13 protein-coding genes are annotated in these 14,080 nt (G+C 60.5%); 9 read left to right on the forward strand and 4 right to left on the reverse strand.

Annotation, left to right across the window (positions count from 1 at the left end):
• Positions 1-1,008, reverse strand: coding sequence for a LysR family transcriptional regulator (locus tag ASC97_RS06700; RefSeq protein ID WP_057467578.1), 1,008 nt, complete (start codon positions 1,006-1,008; stop codon positions 1-3).
• Between the two features lie 272 nt (positions 1,009-1,280).
• Here ASC97_RS06700 and chvE point away from each other — a divergent pair, with 272 nt between their 5' ends.
• From chvE to araD, 6 genes are all read left to right on the forward strand, one after another.
• Positions 1,281-2,345 (forward strand): multiple monosaccharide ABC transporter substrate-binding protein, encoded by a 1,065-nt coding sequence (gene chvE, locus ASC97_RS06705; protein WP_057467579.1) that lies wholly within the window; start codon positions 1,281-1,283, stop codon positions 2,343-2,345.
• 98 nt (positions 2,346-2,443) lie between these two features.
• Positions 2,444-3,982: a multiple monosaccharide ABC transporter ATP-binding protein gene (gene mmsA / locus ASC97_RS06710; RefSeq protein ID WP_057467580.1), complete on the forward strand. Its 1,539-nt coding sequence runs from the start codon at positions 2,444-2,446 to the stop codon at positions 3,980-3,982.
• A complete protein-coding gene (gene mmsB / locus ASC97_RS06715) occupies positions 3,979-5,190 on the forward strand; it encodes a multiple monosaccharide ABC transporter permease (protein WP_057467581.1) in 1,212 nt (403 codons plus the stop codon). The genes mmsA and mmsB overlap by 4 nt, the downstream gene beginning before the upstream one ends.
• Positions 5,191-5,299: 109 nt before the next feature.
• Entirely contained in the window at positions 5,300-6,295 is a 996-nt protein-coding gene (gene araD1, locus ASC97_RS06720; RefSeq protein WP_057467686.1) for an AraD1 family protein, read from the forward strand.
• Positions 6,296-6,367: 72 nt separating this feature from the next.
• Positions 6,368-7,801, forward strand: coding sequence for an aldehyde dehydrogenase family protein (locus tag ASC97_RS06725; protein WP_057467582.1), 1,434 nt, complete (start codon positions 6,368-6,370; stop codon positions 7,799-7,801).
• A gap of 61 nt (positions 7,802-7,862) precedes the next feature.
• Positions 7,863-9,608, forward strand: coding sequence for an L-arabinonate dehydratase (gene araD / locus ASC97_RS06730; protein ID WP_057467583.1), 1,746 nt, complete (start codon positions 7,863-7,865; stop codon positions 9,606-9,608).
• A gap of 58 nt (positions 9,609-9,666) precedes the next feature.
• On the opposite strand, the gene ASC97_RS06735 is transcribed toward araD, so the two are convergent.
• Positions 9,667-10,317 (reverse strand): glutathione S-transferase family protein, encoded by a 651-nt coding sequence (locus tag ASC97_RS06735; RefSeq protein ID WP_057467584.1) that lies wholly within the window; start codon positions 10,315-10,317, stop codon positions 9,667-9,669.
• Positions 10,318-10,542: 225 nt separating this feature from the next.
• Positions 10,543-10,884 (reverse strand): YciI family protein, encoded by a 342-nt coding sequence (locus ASC97_RS06740; protein WP_057467585.1) that lies wholly within the window; start codon positions 10,882-10,884, stop codon positions 10,543-10,545.
• Between the two features lie 200 nt (positions 10,885-11,084).
• Here ASC97_RS06740 and ASC97_RS06745 point away from each other — a divergent pair, with 200 nt between their 5' ends.
• The 3 genes from ASC97_RS06745 (at position 11,085) to ASC97_RS06755 (ending at position 13,292) form a co-directional block, all read left to right on the forward strand.
• Positions 11,085-11,327: a hypothetical protein gene (locus ASC97_RS06745; protein ID WP_057467586.1), complete on the forward strand. Its 243-nt coding sequence runs from the start codon at positions 11,085-11,087 to the stop codon at positions 11,325-11,327.
• 116 nt (positions 11,328-11,443) lie between these two features.
• The gene (locus ASC97_RS06750) at positions 11,444-12,319 is read left to right on the forward strand and encodes a transglutaminase family protein (RefSeq protein ID WP_057467587.1); all 876 of its coding nucleotides are present in this window, start codon (positions 11,444-11,446) and stop codon (positions 12,317-12,319) included.
• Between the two features lie 91 nt (positions 12,320-12,410).
• On the forward strand, positions 12,411-13,292 hold the full coding sequence (locus ASC97_RS06755; RefSeq protein WP_082529894.1) for a transglutaminase-like domain-containing protein: 882 nt from the start codon (positions 12,411-12,413) through the stop codon (positions 13,290-13,292).
• Here the strand turns inward: ASC97_RS06755 and ASC97_RS06760 are convergent.
• Entirely contained in the window at positions 13,246-14,070 is an 825-nt protein-coding gene (locus tag ASC97_RS06760) for a transglutaminase family protein (protein ID WP_057467588.1), read from the reverse strand. The two genes, ASC97_RS06755 and ASC97_RS06760, sit on opposite strands and share 47 nt — an antisense overlap.
• Positions 14,071-14,080: the final 10 nt, after the last annotated feature.

Consider the following 14,080-nt stretch of genomic DNA (forward strand, 5'->3'; position numbering starts at 1 on the left):
TCAGGCCGGCGCGCCCCTGTTGCTTTCGGCGAGGACCAAATCGTAAAGCAGCCGGGCGCTCGGAGGCAAAGCGCGCTCTCTTGCCGTGATCAGGCTGTAGGGCCGGACGTTGATCTCGAAATCAATCGGCAGGACCCGCACGTCCGCCGCCTTCGATTGCTGCGTGGCCAGAAACTGGGCGACGTCGATGGCGATCGGCGCAATGGCGTTCGTCTGGCAGATGATTGCACAGGTCAGCAGCAGCGACGACGTGTTGACGATGTTTTCAGGCAGCGGAACGCCGTGCGCGAGGAACAGGTCTTCGATCGTTCGCCGCAGCAGCGTTCCCGGCGGCTGAAACACCCAATCATAGAGGGGCAGGTCGGAAAGGCTCGTGGTAGGGTTCTTCAGAAGCGGGTGACCGCTGCGAACGATCAGGCACGCCCTTTCGACCCCGATTTCCTGAACCTCGAACAGCCGCGGATTCAGGTCATCGGGAATGCGGCTGATGATGAAGTCATGCCGCGCGGCGAGCAGCTCGCGCGCGAGCACGTTGCTCGTCTCAACCTGGATGTTCACCTCTATGCCGGGAAAGGCGGTCCGCACTTCCTTGATGGCCGGCACGACAAGGCTCATGGCAGGCGCAGTTACCGCGCCGATGAACACGGAGCCGCCTTTTCCGGATTTGAGCTCGCCGATTTCGCGGCTAACTTCCCGCAGCTCCAGCATGATCTTGCGAGCACGTCTTGCGAGAGCCTCGCCGAAGGTCGTCAGCACAACGCCACGCGCCACGCGCTCGTAAAGGGGGGTCCTCAGAATCGATTCCATTTCCGCCAGCATGCGCGATGCCGCCGGCTGGGAAATGTTCAGCGCCTCTGCCGCGGCCGAAATCTGCCCGCTATCTTCGATTGCGACAATCATGCGCAGGTGATTCAGCTTAAGCCCTGCTCTCAGAAGGCCGTCGTCGCCCAGACTGTCGGTTCGTATGTCGACGTGATCGAGCCCCAGGGGGTCTGAAATAATCGCCATGGTTGCGGCCTCCCAACCGCGCTCCATTAAAAGTAATACTTTTTAACGATATACCAAAATTGTTATGCACTTTACCAGTTATTCTATTTGACAGTTATAGGAATCCATACCAGTTTGCCGCCGTGTGCTGGTTGGCACTCAACACGTGTGAGAGCGTGGAGGAGACCTACTTCGTTTCTCACAATCTGAAGTAATTATCCAAGACGGAACCTGCCACAGTTTCGGGGCGGGCGATTTTTCGTCCCGCCGATTTATTAACAAGGGAGAGAGAGATGAAATCCATTATCTCATTGATGGCTGCGGCTGCTTTCGGCGTCGCGTCGTTCGTAATGCCGGCTGTTGCCGCCGACAAGGGGACCGTCGGTATTGCAATGCCCACGAAGTCGTCCGCACGCTGGATCGACGACGGCAACAACATCGTCAAGCAGCTTCAGGAAGCTGGCTACAGCACCGACTTGCAGTATGCTGACGACGACATTCCGAACCAGCTGTCTCAGATCGAGAACATGGTCACGAAGGGCGCGAAGGTTCTCGTTATTGCCGCTATCGACGGCACGACGCTTTCCGACGTTCTCCAGAAGGCTCACGACGCAGGCATCAAGGTCATCGCTTATGACCGTCTGATCCGCGATTCGGGCAACGTCGACTACTATGCGACGTTCGACAACTTCAAGGTTGGCGTTCTGCAGGCCGGTTCCATCGTTGACGCCCTCGGCCTCAAGGACGGCAAGGGCCCGTTCAACATCGAGCTCTTCGGCGGTTCGCCGGACGACAACAACGCCTTCTTCTTCTACGACGGCGCTATGTCCGTTCTGCAGCCTTACATCGACAGCGGCAAGCTCGTCGTAAAGTCTGGCCAGACCGGCATGGACAAGGTCGGTACGCTGCGTTGGGACCCGGCAACGGCTCAGGCACGTATGGATAACCTGCTCTCGGCCAACTACACCGACGCGAAGGTCAATGCAGTCCTGTCGCCTTACGACGGTCTGTCCATCGGCATCATCTCGTCGCTGAAGGGCGTCGGCTACGGCACCCCGGACCAGCCGCTGCCGGTCGTTTCCGGCCAGGACGCTGAAGTTCCGTCTGTCAAGTCGATCATTGCCGGCGAGCAGCATTCCACGATCTTCAAGGACACCCGTGACCTCGCAAAGGTTACTGTCGGCATGGTCAACGCCCTGATGGAAGGCAAAGAGCCTGAAGTCAACGACACCAAGACCTACGACAACGGTGTCAAGGTCATCCCGTCCTACCTGCTGACGCCGGTAGCGGTCGACAAGACCAACTACGAGAAGATCCTCGTCGAAGGCGGTTACTACAAGGCTGACCAGCTGAAGTAATTGTTCCAAGTTGGCCGGAACCCGCAGCTTGCGGGTTCCGGTCTTCACTTTTATGATCGCCACGCCGTGTTTCCGGCTGCTGGCGTTGGATATTGACTATGGACAATACAATCCTCGAAATGCGGAACATCACCAAGACGTTCCCGGGCGTAAAAGCGCTTGAGAATGTGAACCTCAAGGTTCGGCAGGGTGAAATCCATGCATTGGTGGGCGAAAACGGGGCCGGTAAGTCGACCCTTATGAAAGTTCTTTCCGGCGTTTACCCCGCCGGCACCTATGACGGCGATATCGTCTATGAGGGTGACGTCCGCAACTTCAAGGTCCTGAAGGACTCTGAAGAGATCGGCATCGTCATCATCCACCAGGAGCTGGCGCTCGTACCGCTCCTGTCGATCGCCGAAAATATCTTCCTCGGCAACGAAGTCGCGCACAACGGCATCATCAAGTGGCAGGAAGCCTTCAACCGCACGAAGCAATTGCTTGGCAAGGTCGGCCTGAAGGAATCCCCCGAGACGCTCGTGACGGACATCGGGGTCGGCAAGCAGCAGCTGGTCGAGATCGCCAAGGCGCTGTCGAAAAGCGTGAAGCTCCTCATCCTCGATGAGCCGACGGCTTCGCTCAACGAAAAGGATTCCGACGCGCTGCTCGATCTTCTGATCGAGTTCCGCAACCAGGGCCTGACCTCGATCATCATCACGCACAAGCTCAACGAAGTGCGCAAGGTCGCCGACCAGATCACGGTTCTGCGCGACGGCATGACGGTCAAGACGCTCGACTGTCGTACCGAAGAGATCAGCGAAGACATCATCATCAAGAACATGGTGGGCCGCGAACTCGCCGATCGCTACCCGCCGCGCTCCGTGCCGATCGGCGAGACGATCCTCGAGGTGAAGAACTGGAACGCCTTTCACCAGCATCACCGTGATCGCCAGGTTCTGCACGACATCAACATCAACGTCCGCAAGGGCGAAGTGGTCGGCATCGCGGGTCTGATGGGCGCTGGCCGCACCGAATTCGCGATGAGCGTATTCGGCAAATCCTACGGCCACAAAATCACCGGCGACGTCTTCATGGACGGCAAGAAGGTCGATGTGAGTACCGTCCGCAAGGCGATCGACGCCGGCCTGGCCTATGTCACGGAAGACCGCAAGCATCTCGGCCTCGTGCTTGGCGAGAATATCGTCCACAATACGACGCTCGCCAATCTTGCCGGCGTTTCGAGCGGAACGGTGATCGACAGCATCAAGGAATCCAAGATCGCATCGGATTATCGCACGAAACTGCGTATCCGCAGCTCCAGCATCTTCCAGGAAGCCGTCAATCTTTCGGGCGGAAACCAGCAAAAAGTGGTTCTGTCCAAGTGGCTGTTCTCCGATCCTGACATATTGATCCTCGACGAACCCACGCGCGGTATTGATGTCGGTGCAAAATACGAAATCTATACTATCATCAACCAGCTCGCCGCCGATGGTAAGGGCGTTCTGATGATCTCATCGGAAATGCCGGAACTGCTTGGCACGTGCGACCGCATCTACGTCATGAATGAAGGACGTATCGTTGCGGAACTGCCAAAGGGAGAGGCGAGCCAAGAAACCATCATGCGCGCTATCATGCGCTCAGGGGAGAAGAAACAATGACTCCGGTCAACCCTTCAGCTGCCACCGAGGAAAGCAACGTCGTTTCCGTTACGGACTACATCCGCAGCAATATCCGTGAATACGGCATGCTCATCGCGCTGGTCGCGATCATGGTGTTCTTCCAGTTCTATACCGGCGGCATTCTGTTCAAGCCGGTCAACCTGACAAACCTCGTTCTGCAGAACTCGTTCATCGTCATCATGGCGCTCGGCATGCTGCTCGTCATCGTGGCCGGCCATATCGACCTTTCGGTCGGTTCGATCGTCGCCTTCGTCGGCGCCGTGGCGGCCATCATGACCGTCAACTGGCAGATGAACTTCGTGCTGGCGGGTATTCTCTGCCTGATCATCGGCGGCGCCATCGGCGCGGCGCAGGGATACTGGATCGCGTATCACCGCATTCCGGCCTTCATCGTGACGCTTGCCGGCATGCTTGTCTTCCGCGGACTGACGCTGTTCGTGCTTGGCGGCAAGAACATCGGCCCGTTCCCGAAGGATTTCCAGGTTATCTCGACGGGCTTTCTTCCCGGCCAGATGATCGATTTCGGCGGCATTCCGCTGCATTCGACCTCGTTGATCCTGACCCTGATTATTCCCGCGGTGCTCTTCTATCTCGCCTGGCGTCGCCGCAAGGTGAACGAAAGCCACGGCATCGACGTCGAGCCTACGAGTTTTTTCATCGCGCAGAACGTTATTCTTTCGTTGGCGATCCTGTTCCTCGGCTATCAGCTGTCAAGCTACAAGGGCCTCCCGAACGTTCTCGTCGTCATGCTCGTGCTGATCGCGGCCTACGCGTTCGTCACGCGCCGTACCACGATCGGCCGCCGCATCTACGCCATGGGCGGCAATGAAAAGGCCACCAAGCTCTCCGGTATCAACACCGAGCGCCTCAGCTTCTTCACCTTCGTCAACATGGGCGTTCTGGCCGGTCTCGCCGGCATGATCATCGCGGCCCGCCTGAATTCGGCAACGCCGAAGGCCGGCGTCGGCTTCGAGCTCGACGTGATCGCGGCGTGCTTCATCGGCGGTGCTTCGGCATCCGGCGGCGTTGGCAAGATCACCGGTGCCGTCATCGGCGCGTTCATCATGGGCGTCATGAACAACGGCATGTCGATCGTCGGCCTCGGCATCGATTTCCAGCAGATGGTCAAGGGACTGGTGCTTCTCGCTGCCGTCTTCTTCGACGTTTACAACAAGAACAAGGGCTAAGCGCCAAGCGCCAGCCGAGCATTCGCCGTCGTATGAACCTTCCGATCCGGCTCCTTCGGGAGCCGGAGAGGCGGAGCATTTTCCGCGCTATCTAAAAAGGATGAAGACCGTGCTTATTTCGCAGATCAAGGGTTCGAACGGAGAGATTGTCGTCGCCGTGCGCGAGCCGGGCGGTACCGCGAAAGCCGTCAATAACGCCGGCAGCGTCTACGCGCTGGCCATGGAATCCGCAAACAGCGGCAAGTCGCTGTTGCAGGTGATAGAGGCGCATGGCCTCGGCGATGCGGTCGATCTCGACAAGGCCTATGCCGAAGGCCGCTTCCTGTCTCCAATGACGCATCCAGATGCGGCGCACCTGCATCTGACGGGCACCGGTCTGACCCATCTGGGCTCGGCGGCAACGCGCGATTCCATGCACAAGAAGACCTCCGAGGCGGCAGAGGAAACCCTCACCGACTCCATGAAGATGTTCAAGATGGGCCTTGAGAACGGGAAGCCGAAATCAGGCGAGAAGGGTGTGCAGCCCGAGTGGTTCTACAAGGGCAACGGATATGGCTCGACGGCTCCCGGCGCGCCGCTCGTCTCTCCGTCCTTCGCGCTCGATGGCGGCGAAGAGCCGGAGATGGCGGGCATCTACGTGATATCGGAAGACGGCACGCCGTTCCGCGTCGGCTTTGCGCTGTCCAACGAATTTTCCGACCACGTCACCGAGCGGATCAACTATCTCTACCTCGCGCATTCCAAGCTGCGTCCGGCAAGCTTCGGACCTGAAATCCGCATCGGCGCTGCCCCGGACGATATCCGCGGCACCTCGCGCATCAAGCGTGGCGACAAGGTGATTTTCGAAAAGCCGTTCCTGTCGGGCGAGGCGAATATGTCTCACACCTTTGCGAACCTCGAATATCACCACTTCAAATACGGCTTGTTCCGCGTGCCCGGCGACGTTCACGTCCACATGTTCGGTACGGCAACGCTGTCGTTCGCCGAGGGCATCAAGGCGGAAGAGGGCGACGTCTTCGAAATCGAAGTCGCCGAGTTCGGCCTGCCTCTGCGCAATCCGCTTGCCGTCGACGCCGAAGAAGACATCGTCGTCAAGCAGCTCTAGATTTCTCATGGTCTGGCCGCCTGCGCGACCGGGCCATTCTTTCGTAAACGGTAAAGGAGGCTTGTTCAGCCCATGACCATTTATCAGAACCTGATCGCCGGCGAGTGGATCGGCACCAACGCGACGAAGAACATCAATCCATCCGATACCAACGAAGTTGTCGGCCTCTATGCGGACGGTTCGGCTGAAGACACGAAGAATGCCATCGCCGCAGCCAAGGCTGCTTTCCCCGCATGGTCGCGCTCCGGCATCTGGGAACGTCACGTCATCCTGAAGAAGGCCGGCGACGAGATCATGGCCCGCAAGGACGAGCTCGGTGCGCTGCTGGCGCGCGAGGAGGGCAAGACCCTGCCGGAAGCGATCGGCGAGACTATCCGCGCATCGCAGATCTTCGAATTCTTCGCGGGCGAAGCGCTACGTCTTGCCGGCGAAGTTATCCCGTCCGTGCGTCCGAACGTGGGCGTCGAGATTACCCGTGACCCGCTCGGCGTCATCGGCATCATCACGCCATGGAACTTCCCGATCGCCATCCCTGCCTGGAAGATCGCGCCTGCGCTTTGCTACGGCAACACCATCGTTTTCAAGCCGGCCGAACTCGTTCCGGCCTGCTCCTGGGCCATCGTCGATATCCTGCATCGCGCCGGCCTCCCGAAGGGCGTCCTGAATTTGGTCATGGGCAAGGGCTCGGTCGTCGGCCAGGCCATGCTCGACAGCCCTGATATCGCCGGCATCACCTTCACCGGTTCCACCGGCACCGGCAAGCGCGTTGCCGTTTCCTCACTCGAGCATAACCGCAAGTTCCAGCTCGAAATGGGCGGCAAGAACCCGATGGTGGTTCTCGATGACGCCGATCTCAACGTTGCCGTCGAAGCAGCCGCCAATTCCGGCTTCTTCTCGACCGGCCAGCGCTGCACCGCGTCGTCGCGCCTGATCGTTACCGAGGGCATCCACGACAGGTTCGTCGCGGCGCTGACGGAGAAGCTCAAGACCATCGTCGTGGATCACGCCATGAAGCCCGGCACGCATGTCGGCCCCGTGGTCGATGAGCGCCAGCTGAAGACCGATACCGACTACATCGAGATCGGCAAAAAGGAAGGCGCCAAGCTCGCCTTCGGCGGCGAACTGATCACCCGCGACACGCCCGGCTTCTATCTGCAGCCGACGCTGTTTACCGAGGCGACCAACCAGATGCGGATCTCGCGCGAAGAGATCTTCGGACCCGTCGTCTCCGTTATCCGGGTCAAGGACTACGAAGAGGCGCTGGCGACTGCCAACGACACGCCGTTCGGCCTGTCCTCCGGCATCGCGACGACGAGCCTGAAGCACGCCACGCACTTCAAGCGCAATGCCGAAGCCGGCATGGTCATGGTCAACCTGCCGACCGCAGGCGTCGACTTCCACGTTCCGTTCGGTGGCCGCAAGGGCTCATCCTATGGTCCGCGCGAGCAGGGCAAGTACGCTGCCGAGTTCTACACGACCGTCAAGACCGCCTACACGCTGGCCTAACGACCGTCTGACGATCCGGGCCGTCGCGAGGGCGGCTCGGGGTCTCCCAAAAGGCAAAATAATGAAAAAGAAAGCTGAATGGCCGCGCAGGCTGCGTTCGTACGACTGGTTCGGCGGCACCGGCAAGAATGCGATCATGCATCGCTCCTGGATGAAGAACCAGGGCCTTCCGGCCGATACGTTCGACGGTCGCCCGATCATCGGCATCTGTAATACCTGGTCGGAGCTGACGCCGTGCAACGCGCATCTCCGAGACCTCGCCGAGCGCGTCAAGCGCGGCGTCTACGAGGCCGGCGGGTTCCCGGTCGAGTTTCCCGTGTTCTCCGTCGGCGAAAGCACGCTTCGCCCGACCGCGATGATGTTCCGCAACCTGGCAGCAATGGACGTCGAAGAGGCGATCCGGGGCAACCCGGTCGACGGCGTCGTGCTGCTCGGCGGCTGCGACAAGACCACGCCGAGCCTCCTGATGGGCGCTGCGTCCGTCGATATTCCCGTCATTCTCGTGTCCGGTGGCCCTATGCTCAACGGCAAGTGGCGCGGCAAGGATGTCGGTTCGGGTACGGCCATCTGGCAGTTCTCGGAAATGGTCAAATCAGGCGAAATGTCGCTCGACGAGTTCATGGACGCCGAACAGGGCATGGCTCGCTCGGCCGGCAGCTGCATGACCATGGGCACCGCCTCGACGATGGCGTCGATGGCCGAGGCGCTGGGCATGACGCTTCCCGGCAATGCGGCCATTCCGGCTGTCGACGCCCGTCGCCGGGTGATCTCGCAGCTCTCGGGCCGCCGGATCGTCGACATGGTCAAGGAGGACCTGAAGCCCTCTGACATCCTGACCAAGGAAGCCTTCGAGAACGCCATCCGCGTCAACGGAGCCGTCGGCGGTTCCACCAATGCCGTTCTCCACCTCCTGGCGCTTGCCGGCCGTATCGGCGTGGACCTGTCGCTCGACGACTGGGACCGGCTCGGCCGCGACGTGCCGACGATCGTCAACCTGCAGCCGTCGGGCAAGCACCTGATGGAAGAGTTCTATTATGCGGGGGGTCTTCCGGTCGTCATCAAGGCGGTTGGCGAAATGGGCCTGCTGCACAAGGACGCGATCACCGTCACCGGCGACAGCATCTGGAATGGCGTCAAGGATGTCGTGAACTACAATGACGACGTCATCGTTCCGCGCGAAAAGGCGCTGACGCAGTCGGGCGGCATTGCCGTTCTTCGCGGTAACCTCGCCCCGAAGGGGGCCGTACTCAAGCCTTCCGCAGCGTCTCCGCATCTGATGCAGCATACCGGCCGCGCCGTCGTCTTCGAAAGCATCGAAGACTACCATGCACGCATCAACAAGGACGATCTCGACATCGACGAGACCTGCATCATGGTTCTCAAGTACTGCGGCCCGAAGGGTTACCCCGGCATGGCCGAAGTCGGCAACATGGGCCTTCCGCCGAAGGTGCTGAAGAAGGGCGTCAAGGACATGATCCGCATCTCGGATGCGCGCATGTCCGGTACCGCCTACGGCACCGTCATCCTGCATACCGCACCGGAAGCTGCCGAAGGCGGACCGCTGGCGCTGGTGCAGAACGGCGACATGATCTCGGTCGACGTTCCCGCGCGCACGATCCAGCTCCAGGTCTCCGACGAGGAACTGGCGAAGCGCCGTGCGGCGTGGGTCAAGCCGCACATGCCGATCACAGGCGGCTACGGCAAGCTCTACATCAACACGGTCATGCAGGCCGATGCCGGTGCCGATCTCGACTTCCTGGTCGGCCCGCGCGGCTCGGACATTCCGTTGAACCGCGACAGCCACTGAGGCGTCACCAGCGCTTGTGTGTTTTGAAAGGCGGGGCGAAAGCTCCGCCTTCTTGCTGTCAGCCGGTCGACGCGGCGGCGAAAACGGCCAGCTGCGCGTCGAACGCACGCTTGTAGGCGGGCCGCCCTTCGCCGCGGGCGACGTAGGCGGACAGGTTCGGATATTCATCCAGCATACCCGATCCTTTCAACCTGAACAGCACGGATACCATCTGAAGGTCACCGGCGCTGAAATCGCCGTCGAGCCAGTCGGTATCGCCAAGTCGGACGGAGAGTTCGCTCAGCCGCTTGCGGATGCGTTCCTCGATAAGACGCAGCCGCTGCTCGTACCAGGTCTCGTGGCGCTCCAGGAGCCTGGCCATTTCGCGATCGACAATCGTCGGCTCCATTGTGGTGAGCGCGGCAAACATCCATGTGATCGCACGCGCCCGAGCATTCGCATCGTCCGGCAGCAGGCCTGCGTGGCGCTCCGCGATATGGAATACGATGGCCCCGGATTCGAACAGGGCGAGATCGGCTTCTTCGTAGGTCGGAATCTGCCCGAAAGGATGAAGTGCGAGATGCGCGGGCTCTTTCATCGCCTTGAACGAAAGAAGTCGAACGTCGTAGGGCTGGCCCACTTCTTCGAGCGCCCATCGCACGCGCATGTCGCGCGCCAGACCCCTGCCGCGATCGGGAGACCGTGCAAAGGCTGTGATCGTGATGGTCATCGTTGTTCTCCATAGCTTCCTGTCTTGAAGACGGCTGGCTAAACGAGATTCCGACATCCCGTTCTGGAGCTGATCCTCACGGCAATGAATGCGTTGCCGGTGACAAGAGTTCCTTTTGTTCAGGGAATTGAACATGCCGGATTTCTGCCACAAGGAGGGGAATGGTGGCCGCGAGAGGCAAGCTGCCGTAGCCAGGCGGCCTCGCAAAACGCCACATCAACGTCGTCAGTGAAAGGGGCGCACCTCGACCGGCGCGCGGCAGGCGATGGCGGCCTTGCGTCCCCATGCAAGCGCCTCTTCCAGATCAGAGGCTTCCAGCACCCAAAACCCGCCTATGTGCTCCTTGGTCTCCAGGTACGGGCCGTCGGTGACGAACACCTCACCGTTGCGCTGCCTCCGCAACGACTTCGCTCTGCTTGCCGGGTGAAGGCCGCCAACGAAAATACGGACACCGGCAGCCAGCATTTCATCGTTGAGCGCGTCGATATCGCTGTGCATCGCTTCGTCCTCCGCGACGGACGGGTCGTAGTCGTCGGGGTGGTGAATAGCAACCAGGTACTGCGTCATGACTCCTCCTGCAGCAGTGTTCGGGCAGGCCCGTTGCCCTGCCTTCATTATATAGACGAAAAGCCGGATCGGAATTCGACACTTCGTCCAGGAAATTTTCCCGCGGTCCAGCGGGGAAACACCTTTTCTTTGCATGCAGGACAGTTCTTCCGGAACGAATTCGGGGGCGCTTCCGTTATGGCGGGAGGAGGGTGCGTGCCATGCCCGGAATTAGAAAACTGATCGTGCTCAGCGCGTTCAATCGTGACGACAATGGCAGGCTGGTTCCGGCGTTCGAGCCGCGGCAGATGAAGGGAGAGGATACGGCCGTTTATGTCGCCCAGACGCTGGTCAACGATTATGCGGGCGTGGTCGTCTGGTGCCGCGAGGCAAATGTCGCCATCGGCGAGCAGGGTCCGTCCGTCATCCTGTTTCAGTCGGGGCAAGTGCCAGAATTCGACTAGGGCATTTCTTTTCGTTCCTGCGCGATTCCGGACTTAAAACCGCTGCGCACGGTTGCGGGAATTGCGCTAGACTGGGGATGACGGCTATTTTCGGACCGCGGCGGACGAGGGGCACCATGACCGTTTATTCCGTCAGGCACATCACTCACTATTCATACAAACGACCGGTGGCCTTCGGGCAGCATCGCGTTCTGTTTCGGCCGCGCGACAGTTTCGATCAGCGCCTTCTGGATGCGACGATGACGATCGAGCCTGAACCTGCCCAGGTGCGCTGGATCCACGACGTCTTCGGCAATTGCATTGCATTGGTGGATATGAATGGGCCTTCGGATCACTTGCGGTTCGAAACCAATATCCGCCTCGACCATACGCCGCAGGTTCCGATCGAATTCGAAATCGACAGCGAGGCACTGACGTACCCTTTCTCATACGACGAGGAGGAGAAGCCCGACCTCGTCTGCACGATCGCCCGCTACTATGACGATCCCAATGGCGAGGTCGCCCAATGGGCACAGCAGTTCGTCGGCGCCGGCGCCACGGGACAGACCGGTCACGTGCTGATGACGCTCTGCTTCGCGATTCGCCAGAGCTTCGTCTATGCCCGCCGCGTCGAGCGAGGGACGCAGACGCCGATCCAGACTTTGCAGCGGCGGCAGGGCACATGCCGCGACTTCGCTCTCCTCATGATGGAGGCCGCCCGTTCGCTCGGCTTTGCCGCCCGTTTCGTGACCGGCTATATCTACGTTCCGGATCGCGATGGTTCGACGACGCTCGGCGGCGGTTCCACGCATGCATGGTGCCAGGTCTATCTCCCGGGCGCCGGCTGGGTCGAATTCGATCCGACGAACGGGATCGTCGGCAATCGCGACCTGATCCGCGTCGGCGTTGCGCGCGATCCGCGCCAGGCAATTCCCCTCTGGGGCAGCTATGACGGAAATGCCGAGGACTTCGACGACATGGTCGTTCAGGTCAACGTGACCACCGAGCCATGAGATGCTTGCCAATCGGCATGGAACTCATCGGCTCCCCTGACGTTCCCTGATAGCCTGCCGATCGGCGGCGTTGCTCTGCAAAGGAAACACGATGAAGATCCGCGCTGGTTTCACGATAGGCTATCAATGTGTGCAGCCAACGCCGATGCTCCTGGTCCTCAACATTCATCCCTCGCGGCGGGGCGATCTGCTGACCGAGCAGGTGATTTCGTTCAATCAGCCGATCGATGCGTGGGGATACACGGACAATTTCGGCAATGCCTGCGCGCGCATCGTGGCGCCGGCCGGATTGACGACGATTTCGACCGAATTCGATATCTACGATACCGGTCAGCCTGACGTGGTGCCTCTGAACGCTGCGCAGCACGAGATCAAGGACCTCCCCGACGACGTGCTCGTGTTCCTGCTCGGCAGCCGCTATTGCGATACCGACCGCTTGGCCGATTTCGCCTGGGCGACCTTTTCGAACACGCCACAGGGCTGGCAGCGGGTCCAGGCCATCGCAGATTTCGTCCATGGCCATATCAGGTTCGACTACATGAACGCCGATCTGCTGCGGACCGCCTATGGCGGTTATACCGACAGGACAGGTGTCTGCCGCGACTTTGCGCATCTCGCGATCACGCTTTGCCGCTGCATGAACATCCCGGCGCGCTATTGTACCGGCTATCTCGGCGATATAGGTGTGCCCAGGGATCCGGCGCCGATGGATTTCAGCGCATGGTTCGAGGTCTATCTGGGCGGGCACTGGCATACGGTGGACGCTCGACACAACACGCCTCGCATCGGGCGCATCCTGATGGCGACCGGCCGCGATGCCACGGACGTCGCCCTTTCAACGGCATTCGGCCCGGCGACGCTTGCGCAGTTCGAGGTCGTCACCGATGAGATCGCGGTCAACGACGCCACGCCGGCGCAGCCGCAGTTCAGCTCTGGGTCTGGCTCTGCATTTGCCCCTGGTCTTCGACCTTGACGACCACATCGAGCTTTTCGCCCGGCGTGCCGATCCGCATGCCGGAAACAGGGGCGGCGTCCTTGTAGCAGAGCCCCGTGGCGACACGCACGTAGCGTTCGTCCGGGCAGATCTTGTTGGCAGGATCGAAGCCGACCCAGCCAAGCCCGGGAATGTGAGCCTCGGCCCACGCATGGGTGGCTGCCTGCTCGATCTTCTCTTCCATCATCAGGTAACCGGAGATGTAACGGGACGGTATCTGCAGGGCTCTCGCGGCCGTCACGAAGATATGCGCGTGATCCTGGCAGACGCCGCTCTTCTTCTCCAGCGCCTGCTCCGCCGTGGTGTCAGTGTTGCTGGTGCCCGGCCGGTAGTCCACCTGATCGTGGATGGCTGCCATCAGCGCGTGTATCCTCGCAAGGTCGTTGTCGCCGTTGACACCCTTGATCAATTCCCTGACGAGCTTGCCCGGCTTCGTTAGCGGCGTGTCGCGCAGGAACAGCCACAGCGGACAAAAGCCGGTGTGCGGGCCGATGACCCCGTTTCGGTCTTCCGTCTCGACTTCCCCTTCCGCAACGATGCGCGTCACCTGCTGTTCGCCCTGCAGGGAGACGAGGTTGACATGGTTGCCGAACTGATCGTCATACTCGACCTCGGGCTTGGCGCCCTCGACGCGCAGCGTCCAGTTGAGGGTCGACTGCCCGGCCACGGTCCGGGGCGTCAGCCGCAACCGCTGCAGCGAAAATGCAGCGGGCTCGTCGTAACGGTATTCAGTGACGTGGCTAATCTTCAGTCTCATTCGTGACCCG

This window comes from Rhizobium sp. Root1203 (assembly GCF_001424945.1).
GTDB lineage: Bacteria > Pseudomonadota > Alphaproteobacteria > Rhizobiales > Rhizobiaceae > Rhizobium.